This window comes from Colwellia sp. BRX8-4, from assembly GCF_014077345.1.
GTDB lineage: Bacteria > Pseudomonadota > Gammaproteobacteria > Enterobacterales > Alteromonadaceae > Colwellia_A.
In genome coordinates this window covers 84674-111209 of record NZ_JACGVS010000009.1, presented here as the reverse complement: position 1 = coordinate 111209, position 26536 = coordinate 84674, and the positions used below count along the sequence as shown (strand labels likewise).

Here is a 26536-nt window from a genome sequence, read left to right as displayed (position 1 = left end):
CCCCGTTACAAAGTGGTGGGGCAGCAAAACTAACTATTACTTATCAAAATGAATTACAGTACGGATACTTTCGCCTTTATGCATTAGCTCAAACGCTTCATTAATATCTTCAAGACCCATGGTATGGGTAATAAAGTCGCTTAATTTGAATTCACCGGCTAAATAACGTTCAACGTAATCAGGTAACTCAGTACGGCCTTTAACACCACCAAACGCAGAGCCTCTCCATACACGACCAGTCACTAGTTGGAACGGACGGGTAGAGATTTCTTTACCTGCACCGGCAACACCAATAACCACTGATTCGCCCCAACCTTTATGACAACATTCTAACGCTGAACGCATTAAGTCTACGTTACCAATACACTCAAACGAGTAGTCAACGCCGCCATCGGTTAGTTCAACAATCACGTCTTGAATAGGTTTGTCGTAATCTTTTGGATTAATGAAATCGGTAGCGCCTAATTTTTTCGCTAACTCAAACTTACTTTCGTTGATATCGATAGCAATAATACGGCTCGCTTTCGCCATAGTAGCGCCAATAACAGCCGATAAACCAATACCGCCAAGACCAAAGACAGCTACCGTAGCACCTTCTTCAACTTTGGCTGTATTCATTACCGCGCCCATACCGGTTGTAACACCACAACCTAGTAAACATACTTCTTCTAATGGCGCAGCTTTATTAACTTTCGCTAACGAAATTTCTGGTAACACTGTGTATTCAGAGAAGGTTGAACAACCCATGTAATGAAAGATTGGCTGACCATCTTTATAAAAACGCGTTGTGCCATCAGGCATCAAACCTTTACCTTGTGTTTCACGAATTTTCTGACAAAGGTTAGTTTTACCTGATAAACAAAATTTACATTCGCCACACTCTGGTGTGTATAAAGGAATAACATGGTCGCCAACTTTTACACTCGTTACGCCTTCACCTATTTGTTCAACAATACCACCACCTTCGTGACCTAAGATCACTGGGAAAATACCTTCAGGATCATCTCCAGATAAAGTAAATGCATCGGTGTGACATACGCCAGAAGCAATAACTTTAACTAATACTTCACCTTTGCGCGGTAGCATTACATCAACTTCTTCAATAGATAACGGTTGGTTTGGGCCCCAAGCGATCGCTGCTTTTGATTTGATAAATTTGTCAGTCATTTGAATTCTCACTTTTGTTTAAATATTGGTTTAAATAATAATCATGTAAATAACCTTTGAGTTACTCACTTTCAGTTTTTGTAATAATTAGCATTAAGCCTATTATTGAATGTTTTTACTCTAGCATGTCACTTAGTGTGCATGCCCTTGAGATAAATTAATTAATACAACCCCTGTGGCAACAAGTGCCATACCTGCCCAGGTCGTTAAATCTAAGTGTTGGCGATAAACGATAGTTGATAATAACGTTACACTTACAATCGCTAATCCAGCCCATAAAGCATGAACAATACCAACCGGCATGCCTTTCATTGCTTGCGACAAAAACATAAAAGCCGCAAGGTGCCCTATTAACACCAAAGCACTTGGTATCGGGCGGGTAAATCCTTCTGTTTCTTTTAACGCAACGTGAGATAATGTTTCAGCGATAACGCCTAATAAAAGAAATAACCAGCTCATGTATTCACCCTTATAAATATAGACATAACCTAGCTCAAAACTTTATTTTTTTAATAGGTTGCGCTTTGTTGATGGAAGCTATTATAACTATCTTATAAAAAATGATAATATGCTGTTTTAGTAAATCACTTGTACACAGGGGTAACAATCATGCAATGGGATGGTATCAGCGAATTTGTTTATGTTGCGGAAAATGAGAGCTTTACGCTCGCTTCAAAAAAAATGGCGATATCAACAGCGCAAGTGAGTCGCCAGATAAGTGCGCTAGAAAAGCGCCTTAATATCAAATTATTTTATCGCACAACACGCAAAGTATCCTTAACCGAAGAGGGACGTGTTTTTTATCAACACTGTCGTAGCGTACTCGATGGATTAGATGCAGCAGAACGTGCTATTACAAACTTGCAATCTAAACCTCAAGGGAAAATTAAACTAACTGCTCCCGTCACCTATGGTGAGAAACAGGTATTGCCCCTTGTGAATAATTTCATGAAGCAATATAACGATGTAGAAGTGTCTGCTTATTTAAGCAATCGTCAAATTGACATCGTTGATGAAGGGTATGACTTAGCTATTCGTCTGGGTAAATTAAGTGATTCGACAATGATGGCAAAAAAATTAGGTAAGCGAACAAACTATGTTTGTGCCTCGCCAAGCTATCTAGAAAAACAGGGGATACCACACTCTATATCAGAGCTTAATAAGCACAGTTGTTTATTGGGAACAAATGATCACTGGCATTTTAGAGAGTCAGGCAGAGAAAAAAGTATCCGAGTAACGGGGAGGTTACGATACAACAATGGTTATAGCTTAACCGATGCAGCACTCAAAGGTTTAGGGATAGTGCAGTTACCTGATTACTATGTTCAACATCATATTCAACGTGGCGAACTGGTTACCTTGTTAGACAGTTATCGTGCGCCTGATGAAGGTATATGGGCGGTTTATCCTCAAAATCGCCATTTATCACCTAAAATTAGATTACTCGTTGACTATTTAGCTGAGCAGTTACTTTAATCTCATTCTTTTCTCAACTGTATACCCAGATTTTATATAGCGCATCAATGTATGTAGTGCATATCCGCCACTGCATACAAACTCCCCCTTCTTTATTTGTTTTCTAATTAAATGTCATTGTTACCATCAGGTAAAGGTTATTTACATAACTAGGTATTATCATTTATTTAGAAAGGTATATTATACCTCCATCGAAACGAGTCGTAGCAATTTAGCTACACATCGATAAGCAAATAATTAACTTTACTCTATGGAGATATAAATGAGCATATTTACTCATGTAACTATTGGTACTAACGACTTAACTCAATCACGCACTTTCTACGATAACGTTTTAAATACAATTGGCCTTAAGCGCATCGCTGATTTAGATGAAAATGGCACTATTTGGGGCGTAGACGCACCATCTTTCTTTGTTTTAAAACCAGCAAATGGCCAACCAGCTAGTGTTGGTAACGGCGTTACTGTTAGCTTTGAAGCACCGAACCGCGCAGCGATTGACGCTTTCCATGCCGCTGCAATAGCTGCTGGTAGCCCTGATGAAGGCGCTCCTGGTACACGAGATTGGGCACCAAATGCATACGCGGCGTATACTCGCGACCCTGATGGCAACAAGCTAGCCGTCTACTGCTTTAAAGAAGCGTAAATTAACGCGACCTCTTAATCAAAATATAAAACACCGATTAGTCGGTGTTTTTTTGCATTCAGAAGCAGTATAAACCTATTTTTATCATCATAGATTTGGCTCCATATTTAGGGGGATTTATCAAAAGTTTTTATATAACACATTTTATTAATAAAGGAGAAATTTATGGCGGGCGGATGGTCTAAGGATGGAGCAGTTCAAGAACAAATCGATTCTAGCGTGGAAGACGCGGTAGCACAGGTTCGTAATCAATTACCCATGGGCGACAGCTTATTATATTGTGAAGAATGTGACGTTAAAATCCCTGAAGCACGACGTCGTGCAATCGCTGGTATAAACTTATGTATTAAGTGCCAAAGTATATTTGAAGAAAGCCAAACCCGTCATAACCTTTATAACCGACGCGGAAGTAAAGATAGCCAACTTCGTTAACATGCTGTAAAAAACACACTTTTATTGTTAACAAGTATTAGTCCAGTCCAGACTAGATTACCCAACGTTCAGAATAAATGTTGACATTGGCATTAATAAGTAACTTCTTATGCAATCTAAATGACCATGGCGTGAAATCAAGGTACAAAGTGTAATAGATCAAAGAGTTGTTCTAGTTATTATTCCGGTAAATTATTAACGTTCACTGCCTAAATATCAACGGCAGCAATGAGCTGTGAGTTCAACCAGCCCCACAAGTTAATAGTAAATCTAGGCTAATATTAGCCTAAAAATGCTCCTTAATGTGCAAAAGCTTAATGTCAGCTATTGGCTAGTTGAAGAAGTAACTGCCTAAATGTTCACAAAGATACGAAAGAAGACCTTAGCCTTAGCTTATCGAGTGACAAGTGATCCGATAAAGAAGACATTGACATGAGTAGGTCAACTATATTTTAAAAAAGAAGGGTTGCCGTTCATTAAGTGATAGTAACAATTACGTTAGATTAATAAGCTTTGAAACTTCACTTTCAATCCAAATTTTAATTATATAATATGACTATAATTTATTTATGTGTTTTTATTAGCTTATGTCACTAAAAAATTCTATATCAAATTTGATTTTACTATGTCTTTTAATAGCCGCTACTGATGCTAATAGCACTCAAAAATATATTTGTGCTACAACCCATTACCCACCTTATACTACTTTTGATAAATCCAAAAAGGTATTTACTGGCTCCGATATAGATCTCATTCAGACACTATTCAAGAGGCTCGAAATCGACATCGAAATAGTCAATTTACCTTGGGCTAGATTAAAGGTCGAAATCCCACGAAATAATTATGACTGTTTTTTCTCACTAGGAAAGTTTCCAGATAGAGAAAAGTATTTAGACTACACAAGCATACCAACACATGTGACAAAAATTGCCTTATTCGCTGCTAAAGGCGATCATAATATTAATTTAGATTTATCTAATAAAACAGTTGGCGTGCATCGAGGTATAAATTTACATTTAGATATCCCCAGCGTGCATAAGCTGGAAAATGCAGCAATACATAAATTACCATCAAATGACATTTTATTTCAAATGTTAGTGGCAAAAAGAGTAGATGTAGTTATTACCAGCCAAATTGTAGGTGAATATTTATTACAAAATCAACATCCTAATTTTAAAGTGGATGTTGATGTTATTAAGAATTATGCACTCCCTGTGTATATAGCATTTAGAAAGGGAACGATAAATATTAGTAAAGTAAATAAGGAGCTGAATAAAATAAAAAGCGCATCAAATCTCTAAAAGTAATTTTCCTTTTGGGTATGCGTAAGTAATTTAGTCCTAGGAAGTATTCAGCTTTGGACGCAAATTCACTTAGCTCTTAGTCTCGATAATTGCAGCTAAAGCTATGAACGACAGATAGTAACTCAAAAGCTAACATCAGCTTTTGGCTAGTTGAAGAAGTCTCTAATGATCACTAGTTTAATGTTAACAAAGATACGATTGTTGACATTACCATCAATATATTTTTCCATCTGTTTGCTGTCCTTAGAAGGCGCAGGTTTACCTTTACCCTGAAAGACCACTAAGCCAGCATAGCAGTCGTTCTATGTTCAATTTGTAACGTTCACTCTGTTTAGTATAGAAGTGACTAGTAATAAATTTTAACTTCCGTAGTTGCCTTGAGCGCAGTTATTACAAGTTGGACTTACAAAGCGAACTTTTCAACAATTCGTTTCTATTGAGTAAGTTAGCTGGAGGTGTGAGTGATTAAATTGGCTCTTGGTTTTTAATATCTTCTTATTTCAAAAGTTAACGCACCCAATAAAACAGAACAAATTCAACACAATAAATTAACACACATCAAAATGTTAGATGTATTTTTTAATTGTTCTCCTTAAATCAACTTTCATTTTTTATATAAAGTAACTAGGATAATGTCTATATCTAATCAATAAGGATGAACATGATAAAGCCACAATCAAAACTCACTTTTCGGGTGTTTTTATTTTTAACACTAACACTTTTAGTCTCTGCAAATAATGCATTTGCAAACGAAAAAAAATCTCAAATCGAAAATTTAGTACAAAAATATAATGATTACGGAAAATTTACTGGCTCGGTGTTAGTGTCACAGAGTGGAAAAATTATCTTTAAAAAGAGCTATGGCTTGGCCAACATGGAATGGAATATTCCTAATTCACCTGATACTAAGTTCAGAATAGCTTCATTAACCAAACAATTCACTTCCATGTTGATTATGCAACTTGTGCAAGACAATAAGATAAAGCTAGACGCAAAAATAACAGCATATATTCCCGATTACCGAAAAGATACGGGTGATAAAGTTACAGTTCATCATTTATTAACACACACTTCAGGCATTCCCAGTTACACCAGTTTACCAGACTTCTTCAGTGATATTAGTCGAGACCCATACAGTGTTGATGATTTTACTAAAAAATATTGTAGCGGGGAGTTAGAATTTGAACCAGGCTCTACTTTTAGATACAACAATTCAGGTTATTTCTTACTGGGTAATATTATTGAAAAAGTCACTGGAAAAACTTATCAGGATGTTTTACAAGAAAAAATATTTACTCCGTTAGGTATGAAAAATTCTGGTTTCGATAACGCAAAACCACTAATTAAGAATAGAGCAAGTGGATATACTAATTCATTAGACGGATACACAAATGCTAATTATTTAGACATGTCATTACCTTACGCCGCAGGTTCAGTTTACTCGACTGTTGAAGATTTATATTTATGGGATCAAGCTCTTTATACCGAAAAACTTCTGAATAATAAAAACAAAGTAATAATGTTCACTCCATATTTAAAAAACTATTCGTACGGTTGGGGAGTAAAAGATATTGAATTAACTGAACCAAACCATAAAATTAAATCAATAGCCCATAGTGGTGGTATCAATGGATTTCAAACACTGATCACTCGATTACCTCAGGATCAACATATGATTGTACAACTTAATAATACTGGCGGAGCTGCCCTTAATGAGATGACTGATGCCATCATTAGAATTCTGTATGGTGAAGCTTTTGACGAGCCCAAAAAATCGATTGTTAGTGTTTTATACAAAACTATAAAAGAAAAAGGTATCGACTCAGCTATTCGGCTTTATCATGATTTAAAAGAATCTAAATCTAAATCTAATGAATATGAATTTGCAGAACATCACCTAAACAATATGGGTTATCAACTACTAGAAATAAATAAAGTTGTTGAAGCGATTGAAATTATGAAACTTAATACCATTGAACATCCTGAATCAGGCAATGCTTATGACAGTCTAGGTGAAGCTTATCTCGTCAACGATCAAAAAGCACAAGCATTAAAAAGCTATAAAAAGTCATTAGAGTTAGAACCTGACAATAAACACGCTGTTACTGTGATTAAAGAGATTGAATCCAAATAAGCATATTCACAGAGTAAAATACTAATGTAATAAAACCAAAATTATAACTGGTCATGAAGTAAAACCGGAGGGATATTTATTCCCTCCTTCACCTTGCGATTCACTACTAAAAAAATCACTTCCCAAGCAATATGTCAGTTTGTAAAGGCTAAGTGATTTTGACTATGAACGTGCCGACTTTTATGAGCGAAGTGAATATATACAACATACTAAATTAGACAATATAATATCAGTAATATCAGTAATATGGTATATGGTTCCCCTTCCGATACGAATATTCAAAGACAGCAATGTAGTTCAAACCAGCTCCACAAATAAGCAGTAAATTTTGTTAGAATTGTCATGAATATGACCATGATTCAACAAAAAAATAATGTCTGTAATTGGCTAGCTGAAAAAGTCTCTAATAATCACTAGCTCAATGTTAACAAAGATACGTTAGCGCACGTAGCATCAATAGATATTTAAGCTGTTTAGAGTGTTCATTAGACGTTGAGCTACCGTCATCTTAATAATCAACAACTTCAAAGCCACCAAAGCCGTCATTAGAGTTTACATGCTAAAGACAGGAGATCCGACAAGCCGACCTTATATAAAGTGGACAGTTACAAAAAATATGCCACAGGTTCAGTTAATTAGGTGGCTGAATTAACTATGTAACTACATTTAAATAATTACCTATTCTTAATATTTAAACTATAATTCAGACATTTGTGGAATAATCTAAAGTTTGTATGAATCTAATCAAATATTTCTTATTTACCCTTTTATTTATTCCATTTTTATGTTTTGGCGAAGAGTCGATAGATTTATTTGACTTGTCATTAACTGATTTACTTAATTTGAAGGTTTCAATCGCATCAAAAAATGATGAAACAATCAAAAACAGTCCTTCTTCGGTTACTATTTTTACCCGTAATGATATTGATAAAATGGGTATTACTTCTTGGACTGAACTTATCAGTCAAGTGCCCGGTTTTTATAGTATGGTTAATCCGGTCGAAGGAAACCAATCACATATCGTCATGCGTGGTCACGCACAAACATACGCCAATACACTACTTATTTTACTCAATGGCCATAGAGTGAATGATGATTATACGGGTGGCATTAATTTCTTTATTCAATTTATGGACCTAGCTGATGTTGAAAGGGTTGAAATCATTAGAGGTCCTGGTTCTTCAATATATGGTTCGAATGCATTTAGTGGTGTTATTAATATTTTAACTAAGCCCCAAAATAAAATCTCTGTGGGATTGGGAGACTTTGGTGCTCAAAAATTATTAATAAACACATCACACACATTAGGAGATTGGCAGTTAGGAGCAAGTTTGTCTTTGTTCAAGGATGATGGTTATCACTATAATGATGTTTTCGACCGTAATGAAATTCAAACAACTACACGTGATCCTAGAGAATCTACTCAACTTCGTGCTTATCTTACTCATAAAGATACAAAATTATTTGCTCAACTTTTGGATACAAAAAGATCCGATTATTATCTTTTTAGACGTTTACGAGATGGGGTAAACATCCTTGAGTTACAACATTTTATCGCCGGTATAGATCAGCGAATATATAATTCTGAGACAATGAGTTGGGATATTAGTACTAGTTACCAGCAAGCAAAAAGACGAGAACTGGGTGCATTGGTACCCAAGGGAGAAGTGCCCTTTGAGCAGGTGGACTTTCTCTTTGGAACCGACTTTAAATATCATGCGATAGATTTTGCTTTAAATGGTAAATATCAATTAAACGAAGATTTTAAAATAAATACTGGCTTGTCTTACTCTCAAAGTCAGGTTCCTGACGCTTATTTAAGAAGTAATTTTGATATATATGGCGATTCTTCTCAACTACCTGAAGTGATTACGTTTGATCAAGACGAACAAAGAACAGTTTTAGATAAAAAACGAGAAATTTCCAGTGCCTATTTGCAAACGCAGTGGCAAGTAACATCGGCTCTGCAAATGACAGCGGGTCTTAGATATGATGGTTACAACGATATTAACAGTGCACTTATGCCTAGGTTTGCTTTGGTGCATCATTTAAATGAAAAACAAACGATTAAGTTTCTTCATGGTCAAGCTTATAGAGCCCCATCGCTTGGCGATATGTACGATGAAGAGAGTGGTCTCACTCAAGGTAGCCAAGATTTAGAAGCCAGTGAAATTAGCACCACCGAAATTGTTTATCTACATTCATATACACAATCACAGTTTACGGCAACGTTATTTTCTAACAGACAAACGAATATTATAGGTTATAAAGCCAATGAAAATGGGGTCCATGCGTTAGATAATATTGCTAAAAATGATGTTGAAGGTATTGAATTAGAATTGATTTGGCAACCAATAGATAGCTTTAGATTAGTGTCTTCTGCTACTCATTTATCAAAAAACAAAACACACTTGGAACAATCATCAGGACTACCCAAGTCGGAAGATCTTTCTCCAGATAGTTTGTTGAATTTCAGTGCTTATTACCAATACCAATCTTGGTCGTTCAATCTCAATGGTAATTGGCGCTCTAAGGTAAAAGTATTAGACGAAGGTTCGTTGTGGCTGTTAAATAGCCATATAAAAAATCAACTATCAAAAGAAGTAAGTCTATCGTTAACTATTTCAAATTTACTTGATGAGAGCTATGCCACATCATCACATACATCTTTAGGAGTAGATGAAAACGTACAAGCATTTCCTGCACGAGGACGCCAGACGATACTAAAACTTAGTTATAATTTTTAGTATCATGGTCAACTGAAACTGGACGATTTTAAGTCAATTAAATTTCATTGTGAACTCAATAAAGTAATGGCTCGCCCTTATTTTATGCCCGTATATAGATTAACAGTGGGAGCCTAAATTCGAACACTGTGTCTTTCTGCTTTGTTTCCAAAGTGATTTTGAAATACCGAAATAATTTGTGGGATGTAAGAAATAAGGTAAAAGTTAGTGTTTAGAAATGAAAGTCCAACAGCAGTTTTGGGCTTAAACCATCCCCACAAGTGAGCAGGAAATCTTGGCTAATATTATTGCTAAATATGATCTAGGATGCACAAAAGCTAATGTCGGCTTATGGCTAGTTGAAGAAGTCTCTAATGATCACTAGCTTAATGTTAACAAAGATACGAATATATACGTTAGCTTTGGCTCATCTAGCGACAAGTGTTCCGACATAGCGGTCATTAGAAGTTAGTTGATCTTTAAGACAAGTGCTAGCCAAAAGCGGAAGTTACTAATCAAAGGCTATGCACTAATCCTCCCCGTCAAGTACGAGGTGATTTGTCCCGTTAGAATGATAAAATCCCCTTTTTTTGTGAAATATTAATAATGGGCTAACCGTTGACCGCCTTTTTATATTGCTGGATACCAGAATCATCTAAGATTATTTTCTGCACCTGCTTTAATTTTAATTGCCAATTAGTATTTATGTTGATCTAGATCAAGTTATTAGTTTTTATTTTAATTTACATCGAATTATTAGCTTTGATGTTGTTTTTAATCAATCTAAAATACTGGTTTTTATTGGCGTATTAATATTGAGTGTTATGAATCATACATTAGGTAGTGAAAGAAATTTCTCAGAAAATGAACAATTAGTATCTATTACTGATCTTGAGGGAAGAATAACTTACGCTAATAAGGAATTCTGTGAAATTGCAGGATACTCTCTTGATGAGCTCGTTGGACAACATCATAATATAGTTCGACATCCATCAATGCCTAAAGCTGCTTTTGCTGATTTATGGAGTAAACTTAAACAAGAGAACTCTTGGCGAGGCATGGTTAAAAATCGTTGTAAAAATGGTGATTACTATTGGGTCGATGCCTACGTAACCCCCGTCTATGAAAATGGAAAAGTTATTGGCTATCAGTCCGTTAGAACATTGCCGAGTCACGAGCAAAAACAAAACGCTCAACAGCTATACGATACCCTGAACAATGGGCGTTCAGTCTCAGGTTTAGAGACTAACGTTAACCTGAGAAGGTTATTTGCTATTGTTCTCATTACTCTGGCATCTTTTGGTGTTTGGGCATATACAAGCTCAATCGTTCCATCTATCATGTTGCTAATTTGTATCGCTTTGCTTTCTCTGGTTTTTTCACCCGAACTGTTCACCTTTCCAAATTATGTCACGACCACGAAAAAACTATTTGATAGTCCGTCACGTCTAATTTTCTCGGGAAAGGGAGCATTGGGTATTATCGCTTACCCTCTCGAATTATATAAAGCTCGGATAAGAACAATACTAGGACGAAGTCATGATTCCGGACAGGAACTGGTAAGGCTTGCTACTAAATTACAGAGCGCTTCAATAGAAATGCTCGAAAGTATAGAAGAAGAGAACTCACATCTTGCACAATTTGCAACCGCGATCACTGAAATGAGTGCGACGATTGCTGAAGTCAGTTTAAATACCAATCAGACACATGACAAAGTTTTAATCGTACAAAACGAATGTCGGGAAAATATCAATGTTATCGAAATCAGCCAAAACAAAATTAATTGTTTGGCGGATGATGTTGAAAAAGCTGCCAGTAATGCGCTTGAATTGGTAACCGATGTCAATAAAATTTCAACGATCATGTCTGAAATTCAGGGAATCGCGGATCAAACAAATTTACTTGCCTTAAATGCTGCAATTGAAGCGGCAAGAGCGGGTGAACAGGGTCGAGGTTTTGCTGTTGTTGCCGATGAAGTAAGAACTCTTGCGAGTAGGACTCAGGGAGCAACCGTTCAGATCCAAAGCTCAGTAACGGAATTACAAAAAACGTTAGAAAATTGGAGTCAGGTGATGCTTGCTAGTAAAGCTAATGCCGAAGAATGCTCTGAAGATAGCACTAAAATAAAACAAGCCATGGAAAATATTATTGACAATGTTAATGATGTTAGCGATATGACAGCTCAAATTGCAACGGCGGCTGAAGAGCAAAGTGTTGTTGCCAATCAAATAACGCATAGTGTTCATACCATAGATGATCTTTCTAAGAAAAACACCATACTTGCTTCGCAAGTGAATAACTATGGAATAGCCGTAAATAAAAGTGCTGAAGACATAGGAAAACTGAGTACAACCTTTAAATAAGAAACCCTTACACTTATGATAATTGAACTCATCAAGGCTACAGCTCTACTAATGTCACTTTGTTTATTACAAAGCTTTACCGTTCGTTTTATAAAAAAAAATGGACTTATAAAACAAGTAGTGTCAGGGGGGATTTTTGGAGGGATTTGCATTATAGGCATGATGCTGCCAATTGAAATTAACCCAGGAGTCATTTTTGACCCCCGTACGGTAGTCCTGAGTATGGCGGGCTTATTCGGTGGCCCAGTTGTTTCAGTTATTGCTGCTGCCCTTACAGGTGGGTATCGGTTATTTCTTGGTGGTGGGGGCGTTTATGTTGGTGTTGCAGTCGTTATCGCATCTACCTGCCTTGGTTTAGGCTATCGTTATTGTGTTCATAAAGGCTTGATGAAAGTTAACATCATACAGCTCCTGTTATTTGGCCTTTTGGTGCACGTTGTCGAAGTACTATTTATTACTCAGCTACCAGCAGATGTTGTTGTGGGGTTAGTGTCATTGATTGCTTTTCCGCTCATTTTTGTTTTTACACCCGCTACAGCATTCCTAGGCATGCTTTTAAAAGACGTTGAAGACCGTATTAATATAGAGCAGGCATTAAGTACAACACTCGATGATTTTGATAGGAATGTTATTTTTTCAAAAACAGATTTAACAGGAAAAATAACGCATGCTAGCAAAGCATTTTGTGAAATAAGTGGTTTCGAATTGAATGAGTTGGTGGGACAATCACATAGTATCGTAAGGCATCCAGATACGCCTTCATCAGTATTTGAAAACTTATGGAAAACAATACAGCAAAAAAAGAGTATCCACATTGTATTGAAAAATAAAAAGAAATGTGGGGGACATTATTGGGTAGAGTCACAAATAGAACCTGAATTCGATTCTGATGGAAAGCATATTGGATATATAGGCACAAGATTCGATATTACAGATAGAAAAGAAATCGAACAACTCCACGAAGAAATAGAAGAAACGCAGCGTGAAGTTATTTTCAGGATGGGGGAAATTGGTGAAACTCGTAGCAAAGAGACAGGTAATCACGTAAGAAGGGTTGCTGAGTATTCAAAGTTGTTGGCTCTTTATTCTGGTTTAGATGAAGATGAAGCAGAGCTTATCAAACAGGCGAGTCCAATGCATGATATTGGAAAAGTAGGCATACCCGATGCTATATTAAATAAGCCAGGTAAACTTGATGCTGAAGAATGGATAATCATGCAAACACATGCGCAGATTGGTCGTGATATGCTAATGGACTCATCAAGACCACTTCTAAAAGCGGCAGCTATCGTAGCTTATGAGCATCATGAGAAATATGATGGTAGTGGCTACCCGCAAGGTCTTAGTGGCGAAAATATCCATATATACGGGCGTATAACGGCATTGGCCGATGTGTTTGATGCTCTTGGTAGCGAACGTTGCTATAAAAAAGCATGGGATGAAGAAAAAATATTCAACCTATTTAAATATGAGAAAGGAAAGCACTTCGATCCCAAGTTAATTGATATATTTTTTGATAATCTAGATGAGTTTTTAGCTATTAGGGATAAATTTAATGATAGCTAACAACTAAGTAGTTCCCATCGGAGGATAATGGCACTAAACGGCCTGACAGTGTTTACAATGGAAGCAATAATCGACGTCTTCCTGAAAACTAATTATGTAACCTCCTAACGACTGCAATGGTGGCTTTGTTCACACTCAGGCTGAGCGACTTACTGGCAAAAAACATCATAAAAAGTCCCATGCACTCATTTATGGGGAACGTCCGTTTTCGTATCCTAGCTGACTTAAATTGAGGTGAATATTTTCCATCCTTTTTGACCGCTTTAGGCTCTGAACAGCCGTTAGTAACTCAAAAGTTAATGTCAGCTTTTGGCTCCGGCTGTGTGAAAACTATTTTGAACTTGCGTAATTTGGAAATATCAACGAAAAAAGGCTCTGTAGATTTAAATCAGTAATAAGTTTAGTGTCAAACTACCTTTGAATTTACATAGCGTTGCATAAAAATTGTAAGCTGAGAGTTTGGGCTATAAGCAGTCTTCTATAGACTGCTTTTTAGTTTCAATATTAGTTCGGCTTTGTACCTTCCTGACATTAGCCTTCATATACTTTTTAATGCATTATTTCTATCATGTTACGGATACTCTTCAGTGAAACACAACTACCGGTTAATTTATGCGTTAGGTTTTGTTTAAATAATAGTTAAATTGATTTTAAGTTTGGGCTATTACGGTGACTTATCATTATTATTTTCTGATAAAAAAATAAAAAGACATTTAAGCATGACAAATAGCAATTGGCTATTAATGGAGTGTTATTAATACTAATCCGAATTCAGTTTTATCGCATTAGTGCTAATGTCTCAAAAGTGGCAAAAATGATCATTAGAAGCCAATCTCATTTAGTGATTGGTAATCTCAAACATTATGCGCTTGCACACAAGGTCATCATTTTAAGATTATTCATATGATGACCTTGCTTATACTATGCGTTTATTTACTGACTTAATACTTTATTAACTAGTTAACTCTTTGCTGACTATAACTTTTCAACTAAGTCTATCAAACGCCGCCAATACTCGTTTATAATCCAAGTGTCATTCTTAATAAAAGTATAAAAAATGAAAAATAAAATAGCTTTAACCTTATTTACTTTAGCGCTGGTAAGTGGCTGTGGCAAAGAAAGTAATGTTTCAAAAAATACCGAAGTAGATGTTGCGGCGAGTTATCAAAGCATTAACAAAGAACAACTTATTGAGCATATCAAAGTACTTGCTTCAGATGAGTTTGAAGGGCGCGCACCGTCAAGTAAAGGTGAAGCGCTTACGCTTGATTACTTAACTAAACAATTAACGGCAATAGGTTTTAAGCCAGGCAATGGTAATAGTTTCCTGCAAGCTGTACCTATGGTGTCAATTGAGGCATCACCAGACATGACATTGTCAATTGGTGATAAAGACTATCAATACGGAACGGATATGGTAATGGGCTCTGCTCGCATAAGTAACCTTGAACAACTTAAAGACTCAGAATTAGTCTTTGTTGGTTACGGTATTAATGCGCCAGAGTACAACTGGAATGATTACCAAGATTTGGATGTTAAAGGTAAAACCGTTGTAATTTTAGTTAATGATCCGGGTTTTGCAACTCAAGACGCTAAACTTTTCAACGGTAATGCGATGACCTATTACGGGCGCTGGACCTATAAATATGAAGAAGCTAGCCGACAAGGTGCTGAAGGTGCGATCATCATTCATGAAACCGCTCCGGCATCATACGATTGGTCGGTAGTAAAACACTCGTGGTCTGGTCCTCAATTTGGCTTTGTGCGTGAAGACAAAAATAAAGACCGTGTTGCGGTTGAAGGTTGGATAAATAGCGATGTTGCCAAAGAATTATTTACTCAAGCCGGTGTCAACTTCGAACAGGCTAAAGTTGCGGCTGCCAAGGGAAGTTATCATCTTGATATGGGTGACTTAACAGCCTCTGTTACCGTAAATAACACCGTGAAAGAATCAGTGTCTTATAACTTTATCGCCACTTTACCCGGAAGCGTTAAGCCTGATGAGCATATTTTATATACCGCACATTGGGATCATTTAGGCAAAGATACCAGCTTAATTGGCGACCAAATTTATAATGGCGCTGTCGATAATGCATCGGGTACTGGGGCACTTATTGAAGTCGCTGAAGCCTTTGCTAAATTGCCTGTTGCACCAGCGCGTTCCATTACCATCATGGCAGTAACTGCAGAAGAACAAGGGTTGTTAGGTTCTAAGTTTTATGCGGCTAATCCTATTATTCCAGCGGCTAAGACAGTTGCAAATATTAATATGGATGCTTTAGGGGTGAATGGTCGCAGTAGCGATGTCTCTGTCTATGGATTAGGGCAGTCAGAACTTGATAACTTTCTTAGTGATGCAGCGAAGAAGCAAAACCGCACTATAGCCGGTGATCCTCGTCCTGCTGCTGGTATCTATTACCGCTCTGATCACTTTGCCTTTGCAAATATCGGCATTCCGGCGTTATATGCTAAAACGGGAGAAACTGCCGTTGATGAAGCGACTAAAGTGTTGCGAACTCAATTAAAGGAAAGTCTTGGTAAGTGTTATCACAACCTTTGTGATGAATATAATGATACATGGGATCTTTCTGGCGCCGAAGAAGATATGCAAGCATTTTTTGACATTGGTTATCAGCTTTCCAAAGAAAATGTGTGGCCACAATGGAGTAAAACATCAGAGTTTAAACGCTAAATATAGCTAAGCGAGTACAAGTCTACTTTATTGATGACTTTGCTCGCTTAACTCGTTAATAAAGTGTTTTTAGATGATTTTTATACCAGCTTCTCAGTAAAAAAGGCTAGGGTGCGATGCCAGGCAAGCTCGGCATTTTCTTTATCATAACGGCTGGTTGAGTCATTATGAAAGCCATGTTTGGCATTTTTATAGATCTGCATTTGATAGGGGGCTTGAACAATTTTTAAGTCACTTTCATAGTCAGGCCAAGAGTTATTAACCCTTTCATCGAGTTCAGCCAATTGAATCAGTAACGAAGCCTTAATATTTTTACGTAATTCTTTTTTGGCTGGTGTGCCATAAAAAGGTACGCCAGCAATAATCAAATCAGACTCCACTGCGGCTAAGTAATTGACTATGTAACCACCAAAACAAAAGCCAACAGCACCAAGCTTTCCATTACTTCTGTGATGTTTTTTTATGAATTTTGCTGCTGCAACAAAGTCATGCTGTATTTTTTCAGCATCCATCGACTTTTGCATAGATCTGCCTTCATCATCATTACCAGGATATCCACCTAAGGGGAATAAAGCATCTGGAGCAAAGGCAAGATACCCGGCTTTAGCTAAACGTCGAGCAACATCTTTTACGTAGGGGTTTAGGCCTCTGTTTTCATGAATAACTAAAACAACAGGCAAGGTTCCTGTTTTGTTGGTTGGTGTTACTAAGTAGCCGACACCTTTACCGTAACCTTCGGGTGAATCGAAAGTTTCATAGGTAGCTTTTATTTCATCATCATTAAAAGAAACTTGTTCGGCTAGGGCATAATTTGGAAGCAATGCTGATGTGAGCACTGTCATTGAGTATCCCACTGCAACTAAAGTCGCTAATTTTGCCATAAAGCTTCTGCGATCCATACCGCCATGAGCGTATTCGTCGTACCAGTCAAATGCTTCTTGGGGGATATCACTAGCTGATTTTTTTGACATTTATTTATCTCACTTATTAATTTAAATAATCTAACCCTTCATAAACACCTTATAAAATATATTTATTTAAGTATTTTCGCAAATTTATTAAGGTAATTTAGTCTTGATTACCTAGACGTTGTCCTTGAACTTCGATAATAAAATTTTATAGTTTTTTGCCATAGTTCATTGCTGAAACGAGGCTATTACTCAAGAATAAGGTGTCGATATACTTGTAGCCTTAGTGATGGGTTTTTTAGTAGATAGGGTAGATGTGGTTATATTTCATCCGCTTTTATTATAAAGATGTTAAGTAAACTGATCTTAATTGTTTAACAGTACGTAAATATTGGCTGAAACTAAATATTACCCATTAAATAGGAATTAACATGTTCAATAAATTTATTACAACAGGTTTACTCGTAGTTGCCAGCTTAGCTTTTATGCCGACTTCTCATGCAGAACACCATGGTATGAAAAAAGACATTGTTGATGTAGCTGCTGCAAATGGTTCTTTCAATACTCTTGTTGCTGCAGTTAAAGCCGGTGGACTTGTCGATACACTCAAAGGCAAAGGGCCTTTTACTGTATTTGCACCAACGGATGAAGCTTTTGCAAAGTTACCTGCAGGCACGGTTGAAATGCTATTAAAACCAGAAAACAAAGATAAATTAGTATCGATTTTAACTTATCACGTCGTTGCTGGAAAAGTGATGTCTACAGATGTTGTAAAAGTAGACAGTGCTACTACAGTGCAAGGCCAAATGTTGATGGTGAAAGTAGATGGCGGTAATGTAATGATAAACAATGCGAAAGTGATTATGGCTGACGTTAAAGCAAGTAACGGTGTCATACATGTCATTGATACAGTGTTAATGCCTAAGTAAAGTTATTGTAAAGTATTGCTTTAACTACTGATACTTAATCAATTGTTTACTATTAAGCCAGCTTTAGCTGGCTTTTTCTATCGCGATGCGAATAAAAAACTTTTCACCCGCTTATCTGTTTGCCGATAAATCAATAATAGTGGCAATAAACCTTGCTGCCCCTCCAAATATAGTGATAATCGGGCAAGGTTCTATTTACTGAGTTTATAAAGTGCAACTATTAGCAGTAACGTGTTTGAATAAAACACTACGATTAGAAGGTTCAATGGCGGGATGGCAACAACTTTTTTGGGACGACCAGTGTGTCTCACAAATCGACGCAGTCGATGGCAACGATACCTTTACCCATCAATTCTCTCTACAAAGTGAGCAAGGTGAATTACATATAGAACTTAAGGGCACACTGCATTGGCAGCCATTTGCGCTTAAATACCAACTTTTTGTTGATAATAAACTTCAACAAGAAGATACCCTCATTGAAAAAGATATAGAACAACGCCAAGTTAGCAAAGCTAGCAAGCAGCCGATGAAATTTAGTTTCATTGGCATGGCTGGACTTGGCTTGAAATTGTTAAAAAGTGCCAAAGTCATCAAAGTGCTATTTGCTGCTGGTAGTTTGGCCGCATATAGTTGGTTATTTTCTATTGAATTTGCCATAGCACTTATTCTTTGTCTCGTCTTTCATGAATATGGACATATTAAGGCGATGAAATACTTTGGTTTGAAAACCAAAGGTATTTACCTTATTCCTTTTGTCGGAGGCTTAGCATTGAGCGACGATAAAATTAATACCCGCTGGCAAGATGTTGTTATTTCGATAATGGGCCCTTTCTTTGGTCTAATACTCTCTATTGCTTGCTTGGTAGGTTACTGGCTAACCGATTTAGAAATACTGGCCGGTTTAGCGGTCTTTAACGCCTTACTTAATCTATTTAATTTGTTGCCGGTATTACCCTTAGATGGTGGACACATACTCAAAAGTATTGCCTTTTCAATTAATACCCGCGTTGGTTTAGTTGCTTGTGTATTAGGTGCAGCATTAGGGGTTTATATTAGTTATCACTTTGGTTTAGCGCTATTAGGCTTTTTACTTGCTATTGGTAGTATAGAAATTTTCTTTGAATATAAGCGTCGACATTTGAGTGACCTATTACCCCTAAACCGTTATGCTCAAATTGTCTCAGTATTATGGTATGTCATTACATTGGGTGGGCTAAGTGGCATTATTTGGTTTGTTGGCCAAACAGGCAATAGTGCGTTGTCATTACCGCTAAAAATACTGGGAAGTTAATTTAACAGCTCGATAATTGTCCTGTGATTATTGCGTTAATAGCAAACGGTCATCTTTTTAAAGCACTTTATTATCCTTTCTTCGTTAACACCACAATGATAACGGAGGATCGATAGCGACTGCTTTTATAATATCGGTACGCGAAATAATACCCACTACTTTGCCATTGTTTTCTAAAATAGGAATTGTGTGCAAACGATTTTTTACTTGTAGCACCGCAATCCGTCGGATGTCTGTAACCGGTTCTGCGGTATAAATTTTAGAATGCTCATTGAGAAATAAATCAGCGACACTTTTTGATTTTGCACTTTTATCAACATCAGTGCCATGCTTTAAAAGGTATTCGTACAGTTGTTGTCTAGATAAGCTACCCATAAGTTGTTGTTGGCTATTTACAATTGGAAATTCTTGATATGCCTGCTCGGTGAATATCTTAATAACCGTCGTTAAAGTGTCACTGGCTGATATTACGGCAACAGGGTAAGTCATAATTTGATAAGCGTGACATATTAACTCTTTTGTCTCAGTTTTACTGATAGCATCTTTATAAGCATTAATAGCTTTTGGCGGCGGCGAGTAACCTTTTTTTAGCGAAGGTGAGAATTCATCCAGCTCCTGAAAACTTCGTGTTTGCTCAGTCAATTGTGTTTTTTGAACATGATAAAGCTCTTCCAGTGGGCCTGAAAAGCTTCGTCCATTTGGTGTGTATATTGCGAACATGATTACCTCCTTTTACATAATGTGCTTATTGAATGACCCATGCGCCAATATAATTATTATCATTTGAGTTTCGAGCGTTATGGTGTTCACTAACCCAGTTATTAAATAAACGAGTAAATAAGTTGCGTTATTTACTCGATATTTTATTGGTAAGGGGTGAGCACAGCGGATAGCATTGTTAGTTAACCATTAATTCAATACGCTCTAGTTCGACCCTTTTAGAGAGTTCAATATCACTTTTAGGAGACCAAGTTGGATAATTTTTTTGCTGGCGCTTTACCTTTTTTAAAAAACTTGCTCTTGCTCTTGATAGGGCAATATTCACCGCTGACATTACAGAGCTTTGATTATCAGTAACAACAATATCAGGCATACCTTTACTGTAAATAACCACTCTACAGTGTTTATCTTTACCACCTTTGGGGCCGTTAATATCATCAATGGTCACTTTTATTACTTGAACACGATCATAAAATTTATTAAACATGTGACGTGCTTTATCTCGGATGTGCGACAAGTTTTCTGACGAAAGTTCAATTTTCAGATCGGTAATTGTTAATTCCATAAGTGCCTCGTTTAATTTTAAAAATGATTATTTACTATGACTCAGCGCCAAAGTGTTAACAGCGATGTTATCGCTTAGACAACATCGTTGTTAACTGCTTAGCTGTGTTATTTATAACTAACTATTTACTGCAATTAAAGTCGATTGTAATTGTTTTATTATCAACTAAAAGTTGATAACTGTTTTTTTTAGTAGTGTAAATTACTGACAAGGCGTTAGGGAGTAAAGGGGGATTATGGCTCAGTTTAACCATGCTGTTCAGCGGTGCTTTTATACGACAGTAAGCTAAGGTATGGTGAAAGGAACGATTATTATTGGCAAATACTACAAGCACTTGGTGTTCAATTACCTCTATTCGCTAATGATGCGGTGCATGCGCTATTTTATCAAAAGGTTAAATACTTGGCTGTTCAGCCGGTATCAACCTTATGAAAAAATTAATTTAATTAGCCCATCATTTAACCTACTTTATTAAGCAGGTTAACTTAACAGTGATTTAGCGAGATAAAATATCGTTTGATATCATTTCTTTTTGTAATAATGAACGGCCATTAGTTTCAATATGAGCAAGAAATTCAGCCGCTAATAAGGTTTGACGTTTTGATTTAGACCAAACAAAAAACCAATGAGCATTTATTGGCAGTTCACTTATTGGTAAACGCACTAGTCCACTTTGTCCACCATACATTAAGGTATGCGCTGATAATATTGAGATGCCAAGCTTTGACATCACCAGATGTTTAATTGCTTCATTACTTTCAATGGTCATTTTCACATTTAGCTTAGTGTTATGATGCTTTAAAAATTCCTCAATGGCATACCTTGTACCTGAACCTTTTTCACGCATAATGAAAGGTTCCTTGCTTAAATCTTTTAAAGTGAGGTTTTTCTTTTTAGCAATGGGGTGGTCTTGATGTGCTATGGCTACCAGCGGATTGGTTAAAAATTCAATCGACTCAGTTTCAATATCAGATGGCGGATGACTAAACACATAGAAGTCGTCAATACCTTGCTTTAGGCGATCAATGGTTTGTTGTCGATTACCAATATTTAACTGTATATCTATATCTGGATATTTTTCTAAAAAAGGTCCCAACAAATGGGGAATAAAATATTTAGACGTGGTGACAACAGCCAACCTTAAGGTGCCAGACTTAAAACCTTTAATATTGCCTATCGCCATATCAAGTCGTGAAAAACTATCAAGTACCTCTACCGCGGTTTTTACTAACTCTAGGCCTATATCCGTAAATAATATTTGTCTATTGGTATAGTTATATAGAGGAGCTCCCATTGCCTCTGCAAGCTTTTTCATTTGTATTGATACCGTTGGTTGCGTTAGAAAAAGTGCTTTTGACGCTTCTTTAATACTACCTTTATCATGAACTGACAATAATATTTCCAGCTGTCTGATTGTGCCAACATGAGCATGAAGCCTTGATTTCATAATTACACCCCATCAAATAGATTTTTATCTATTTATACTATAGGTAATATCAATTTTTATCTATTTATCTTTTTTGTCATAATATCACTATCAGAATATTTAATTAGCGGATTGATGTTTAACTCAAGCCAGCGCTTAACCATTAAAAATAAGGCCATTTACAATGAAAAAAATTAAAGTCGCGATTATCATGGGATCACAGTCAGATTGGCCAGTGATGAAAAATGCGGTTACAGTTCTTGAAGCACTGGGCATTGAGTATAAAGCTATGGTTGTTTCAGCCCATCGTACCCCTAAACGTTTATATGACTTTGCTGAGAATGCCGATAAAGAGTACAGCGTGATTATTGCGGGTGCTGGTGGCGCCGCACATTTACCCGGTATGGCTGCCGCATTAACTTGGTTACCTGTTATTGGTGTGCCGGTAATGAGCAAAGCACTCAAAGGAATGGACAGTCTATTATCTATCGTACAAATGCCTAAAGGCGTTGCAGTTGCCACCCAAGGTATTGGTGAAGCAGGTGCATTTAATGCGGGGTTAATGGCCTCACAAATCCTTGCCATTAATGATACGGTACTGCAAGGCAAGCTACAAATATGGCGTTCACAGCAAAGTGAAAGTGTCTCATGGGAGGTAGAATAATGCGCATAGCCATTGTAGGTTGTGGACAACTTTCTCGTATGTTGGCACTTGCAGGACTGCCACTAGGGATAAAATTCAGCTTTATTAATGATAATCTCCAGCAAGTAACTGATTGTGTTGACGGTTTAGGTCGAGTGGTTACACTGACTAAAAATTGGCGGGAAGAGCAAAATATTCATAAGCTCTATAACCTCCTTGGAAAGCCTGATGTAATTACCGTAGAAAAAGAACAAGTAGATATAGAATTGCTTAAAGCTCTGCAAGCATATTGTGATGTTTTGCCAAACATTGAAGCAATTTCTGCCTGTCAGCATCGTTATCGAGAAAAGCAATTATTAGAAAAATTATCAATACCAACTTCACCCTTTGCTTATTCGTTGCCAGCTAGTGAAGCATTGAAAGTCTTACAGCTACCTATGGTGGTTAAATCTTGTAGTGATGGCTACGATGGTAAAAACCAATGGGTTCTAAAAACCTTGGCAGATATTGAAGACTTTGACCATTTAAACATCGAAGATTATATTATTGAAGCTTGGATAAAGTTCGAACGAGAAATATCTCTCGTCTCGGTTCGTTCAAAAAATGGCAATATCGAACACTATGCTTTAACAGAGAATACCCATAAAAACGGTATTTTGCTGCAATCTATTGCACCCGCTGTAGATCAAAATAATACGCTAGCGCTTAAAGCTCAAACGTATATGGAAAGCGTATTAAATGCCCTCGACTATGTTGGTGTTCTGGCGATGGAGTGCTTTGTCGTTGATGGTGAATTAATGATCAATGAATTAGCACCTCGTGTTCACAATAGTGGACATTGGACACAAGCAGGGAGTATAACCTGCCAATTTGAAAATCATATAAGAGCGGTTGCTGGCTTAGTGCTAGGTAGCACAGAGTCGCTTGGCACAGCGGGTATGATTAATTTAATCGGTAATGAAAAACCACCAATGACTTCGCTTTCAGCTTTATCAACATTGCATTGGTACAACAAATCAGTAAAACCGCAACGAAAATTGGGTCATGTTAATTTTTTCGATAAAGACCGAGTAAATCTTGTTCAACAAATAGATAATTTTGAGTGCGATCTTAAGTTGAATCATATTCGTTAGGTTCTATGTTTTTCTGTTTACGGGTCAGATAAAATGTTATCTGACCTGATCATCTTTTTTAGTAAGGATTTGCGCGGTGTTTGGAAATCGTTTTAAAGAGTTCAATCTCAAAGGAGATATGTTTGGTGGTGTAACTACCGCAATTATTTCTTTGCCTTTAGCACTTGCTTTTGGTGTTGCGTCAGGAGCTGGCGCTGAAGCTGGGCTTTGGGGCGCGATAATGGTTGGATTTTTTGCCGCATTGTTTGGTGGTTCATCTAGTTTGATATCAGAGCCTACCGGTCCAATGACCGTTATTATGACAGCCATATTAACCAGCATGATGGCAAAATATCCAGAAACAGGCATGGCAATTTCATTTACTATTGTGATGATGGCCGGTGCATTTCAGATGTTACTTGGCACACTAAAGCTCGGAAAATATATTACGTTAATGCCTTATAGTGTGATTTCTGGCTTTATGTCAGGCATAGGTGTTATTTTAATTATCTTGCAGTTAGCTCCGTTGTTAGGACATCAGACACCTTCTGGTGGCGTTACGGGAAGCTTATCAGCACTGCCTAATATACTCGCAAATATTAAGTTCAGTGAATTATTTTTAGGGGCACTTACTTTAGGTATTTTATTTTACTTACCTAAACATTACCGCAAATATGTTCCGGCTCAACTGGTCGCATTAGTTGTTGTTACTGTACTTTCTTTAATTTTTTTCAACAGCGATGACATCCGCAGAATTGGTGAGATACCGGCAGGTTTACCTTCTTTAGTTATTCCTCATTTCAACGTCGACATCTTTACTACTATGGTGATAGATGCTTTGGTCCTGGGCACACTTGGCTGCATTGATACCTTATTGACTGCTGTGATTGGTGATTCATTAACACGAAAAGAACATGATCCCGACCGGGAGTTACGCGGACAAGGTATCGCTAATATGATCTCTGGCTTGTTCGGTGCTTTACCAGGCGCTGGCGCAACTATGGGTACCGTGACTAATATTCAAGTGGGTGCACGCTCACCTGTGTCAGGTATCATTCGCGCCTTGGTACTTGCATTAGTGGTGTTAGTGGCTGCAGGTCTAACTGAGCCTATCCCCATGGCTGTGTTAGCGGGGATTGCCGTTTATGTAGGTTTTAATATCCTTGACTGGAGCTTTATTCAACGTGCTCATAAAGTCAGTGTTCAGGGCATGGCCATTATGTATGGTGTTATGTTATTAACTATTTTTGTTGATTTAATTGTCGCTGTAGGTCTTGGTGTCTTCATTTCTAATATCATTGTTATTGAGCGTTTAAGTCGAGAGCAGGCCAGAAAGGTTAAAGCAATTAGTGATGCTGATGGCAATGATGTGCCATTAACTGTGCTTGAACGAGGCTTACTCGATAAAGCGAATGGTAAAGTGTTATTTTTTTACTTATCAGGGCCGATGATTTTTAGTGTATCAAAAGCTATTTCTCGTCAGCATACCAGTGTTGCAGATTTTGAGGTCATGATCCTCGATTTAACGGATGTCCCTATGATTGATGAAACGGTAGGACTTGCGCTAGAAAACGCAGTAAAAGATGCTCAAGATGGTCAATGTGAAGTTTTTTTATTGTGCCCAAATAAGCAAACACATCAACAGCTCGAAAAGTGTAATGTATTGGATTTAGTCGCCAATGATAATATCTATTCATTGCGCTATGAAGCTTTAGAAGCCTCGCTAACTTATCTAGAAAAAAAGCACAGTAAGCTTGACTAAATGCTTGCATGACACAAAAACTTATCAACAGAGAAACTTGTGCAATGAATATGCTCAGCTTATCTTGGCTGAACTTGTTAAAATAATATAAAAGATAGCAGTTGCTTAGGTAAATAAACGATATACTGACAGCCTAAGTATAAAATAAATAATGAATTTCTAGGGAACAACCACATGTACATGATAATTAAGCATCTACACATAACCATAATTACACTTACTTTTGTTCTTTTTCTCATTAACTTTGTGTTAATGATGAAAGGGTCTGATAAAGCTAACAACAAACTGTTAAAAATTGGACCACATATTTTATATACGTTATTTGCTGTTACTTTTATTTATTTGGTGATCGTTAACCCGCTTAATTTGTATCCTTTCGTTAATGGTTGGGCATCATCTAAACTTGCAGGTTTTGTTATCTATGTCCTCTCTATTACGTTGGCGCTTAAGTGGGCTAAGACTAATTTGTGGCGTATTGCTGGCTTAATTAGTGCCATATTTTGGCTAGCTATGACGGCGCGACTTGGTTTTGCTGATCATATTAAAACCAAGGGGATGAATGAAGATGTTAACGCTTATATTGACCTTGGGCGGGCTATGATAGCGAATATTTGCTAGTTTCGAGCCGTATTTTCAATATTGATATTTTCTATGATCATAACGTTATGGCTTTA

General features: G+C 37.0%; 21 protein-coding genes. 15 read left to right on the top strand and 6 right to left on the bottom strand.

Annotation, left to right across the window (positions count from 1 at the left end):
- Positions 1-36 precede the first annotated feature (36 nt).
- Together H4J56_RS09645 and H4J56_RS09640 are read right to left on the bottom strand one after the other, a co-directional pair.
- Positions 37-1167 (bottom strand): S-(hydroxymethyl)glutathione dehydrogenase/class III alcohol dehydrogenase, encoded by a 1131-nt coding sequence (locus tag H4J56_RS09645; RefSeq protein ID WP_220465933.1) that lies wholly within the window; start codon positions 1165-1167, stop codon positions 37-39.
- A gap of 132 nt (positions 1168-1299) precedes the next feature.
- A complete protein-coding gene (locus H4J56_RS09640; RefSeq protein ID WP_070374515.1) occupies positions 1300-1626 on the bottom strand; it encodes a multidrug efflux SMR transporter in 327 nt (108 codons plus the stop codon).
- Positions 1627-1776: 150 nt separating this feature from the next.
- On the opposite strand from H4J56_RS09640, the gene H4J56_RS09635 reads away from it, so the two are divergent.
- The 9 genes from H4J56_RS09635 to H4J56_RS09595 all read left to right on the top strand — a co-directional run bounded on the left by H4J56_RS09635 (position 1777) and on the right by H4J56_RS09595 (position 16506).
- Positions 1777-2643 (top strand): LysR family transcriptional regulator, encoded by an 867-nt coding sequence (locus H4J56_RS09635; RefSeq protein ID WP_070374516.1) that lies wholly within the window; start codon positions 1777-1779, stop codon positions 2641-2643.
- 262 nt (positions 2644-2905) lie between these two features.
- A complete protein-coding gene (locus H4J56_RS09630) occupies positions 2906-3289 on the top strand; it encodes a VOC family protein (RefSeq protein WP_182214265.1) in 384 nt (127 codons plus the stop codon).
- A gap of 165 nt (positions 3290-3454) precedes the next feature.
- Positions 3455-3721 (top strand): DksA/TraR family C4-type zinc finger protein, encoded by a 267-nt coding sequence (locus H4J56_RS09625; RefSeq protein ID WP_182214266.1) that lies wholly within the window; start codon positions 3455-3457, stop codon positions 3719-3721.
- Positions 3722-4308: 587 nt separating this feature from the next.
- Positions 4309-5022, top strand: coding sequence for an ABC transporter substrate-binding protein (locus tag H4J56_RS09620; RefSeq protein ID WP_182259249.1), 714 nt, complete (start codon positions 4309-4311; stop codon positions 5020-5022).
- Between the two features lie 664 nt (positions 5023-5686).
- Positions 5687-7159 (top strand): serine hydrolase, encoded by a 1473-nt coding sequence (locus H4J56_RS09615; protein WP_182214270.1) that lies wholly within the window; start codon positions 5687-5689, stop codon positions 7157-7159.
- Positions 7160-7893: 734 nt separating this feature from the next.
- The gene (locus tag H4J56_RS09610; protein ID WP_182214272.1) at positions 7894-9906 is read left to right on the top strand and encodes a TonB-dependent siderophore receptor; all 2013 of its coding nucleotides are present in this window, start codon (positions 7894-7896) and stop codon (positions 9904-9906) included.
- Between the two features lie 803 nt (positions 9907-10709).
- On the top strand, positions 10710-12248 hold the full coding sequence (locus H4J56_RS09605) for a PAS domain-containing methyl-accepting chemotaxis protein (protein ID WP_182259248.1): 1539 nt from the start codon (positions 10710-10712) through the stop codon (positions 12246-12248).
- A gap of 15 nt (positions 12249-12263) precedes the next feature.
- Positions 12264-13814: a LytS/YhcK type 5TM receptor domain-containing protein gene (locus H4J56_RS09600; RefSeq protein ID WP_182259247.1), complete on the top strand. Its 1551-nt coding sequence runs from the start codon at positions 12264-12266 to the stop codon at positions 13812-13814.
- 1057 nt (positions 13815-14871) lie between these two features.
- Positions 14872-16506 (top strand): M28 family metallopeptidase, encoded by a 1635-nt coding sequence (locus H4J56_RS09595; protein ID WP_182259246.1) that lies wholly within the window; start codon positions 14872-14874, stop codon positions 16504-16506.
- A gap of 80 nt (positions 16507-16586) precedes the next feature.
- Here the strand turns inward: H4J56_RS09595 and H4J56_RS09590 are convergent, their stop codons facing one another.
- Positions 16587-17477 (bottom strand): dienelactone hydrolase family protein, encoded by an 891-nt coding sequence (locus H4J56_RS09590; protein ID WP_182259245.1) that lies wholly within the window; start codon positions 17475-17477, stop codon positions 16587-16589.
- 368 nt (positions 17478-17845) lie between these two features.
- Here H4J56_RS09590 and H4J56_RS09585 point away from each other — a divergent pair, with 368 nt between their 5' ends.
- Both H4J56_RS09585 and H4J56_RS09580 read left to right on the top strand, forming a co-directional pair.
- Complete coding sequence (locus tag H4J56_RS09585) at positions 17846-18343, top strand: fasciclin domain-containing protein (RefSeq protein ID WP_182214281.1); 498 nt, start codon at positions 17846-17848, stop codon at positions 18341-18343.
- Between the two features lie 211 nt (positions 18344-18554).
- A complete protein-coding gene (locus H4J56_RS09580; protein ID WP_182259244.1) occupies positions 18555-19634 on the top strand; it encodes a site-2 protease family protein in 1080 nt (359 codons plus the stop codon).
- A gap of 84 nt (positions 19635-19718) precedes the next feature.
- Here the strand turns inward: H4J56_RS09580 and H4J56_RS09575 are convergent, their stop codons facing one another.
- The 3 genes from H4J56_RS09575 to H4J56_RS09565 form a co-directional block, all read right to left on the bottom strand.
- A complete protein-coding gene (locus H4J56_RS09575) occupies positions 19719-20354 on the bottom strand; it encodes an HPP family protein (RefSeq protein WP_182170251.1) in 636 nt (211 codons plus the stop codon).
- 178 nt (positions 20355-20532) lie between these two features.
- Positions 20533-20919, bottom strand: coding sequence for a hypothetical protein (locus H4J56_RS09570; protein ID WP_182203676.1), 387 nt, complete (start codon positions 20917-20919; stop codon positions 20533-20535).
- A gap of 496 nt (positions 20920-21415) precedes the next feature.
- The gene (locus tag H4J56_RS09565) at positions 21416-22366 is read right to left on the bottom strand and encodes a LysR family transcriptional regulator (RefSeq protein WP_182214287.1); all 951 of its coding nucleotides are present in this window, start codon (positions 22364-22366) and stop codon (positions 21416-21418) included.
- A 163-nt stretch (positions 22367-22529) separates the two neighbouring features.
- Here H4J56_RS09565 and purE point away from each other — a divergent pair, with 163 nt between their 5' ends.
- The 4 genes from purE (at position 22530) to H4J56_RS09545 (ending at position 26480) form a co-directional block, all read left to right on the top strand.
- Positions 22530-23009 (top strand): 5-(carboxyamino)imidazole ribonucleotide mutase, encoded by a 480-nt coding sequence (gene purE / locus H4J56_RS09560; protein WP_182170260.1) that lies wholly within the window; start codon positions 22530-22532, stop codon positions 23007-23009.
- Positions 23009-24121, top strand: coding sequence for a 5-(carboxyamino)imidazole ribonucleotide synthase (locus tag H4J56_RS09555; protein ID WP_182230392.1), 1113 nt, complete (start codon positions 23009-23011; stop codon positions 24119-24121). Before purE ends, H4J56_RS09555 begins: the two co-directional genes overlap by 1 nt.
- A 118-nt stretch (positions 24122-24239) precedes the next feature.
- Positions 24240-25862 (top strand): SulP family inorganic anion transporter, encoded by a 1623-nt coding sequence (locus tag H4J56_RS09550; RefSeq protein ID WP_220465297.1) that lies wholly within the window; start codon positions 24240-24242, stop codon positions 25860-25862.
- Positions 25863-26036: 174 nt separating this feature from the next.
- Positions 26037-26480, top strand: coding sequence for a SirB2 family protein (locus H4J56_RS09545; RefSeq protein WP_182251288.1), 444 nt, complete (start codon positions 26037-26039; stop codon positions 26478-26480).
- Positions 26481-26536 lie beyond the last annotated feature (56 nt).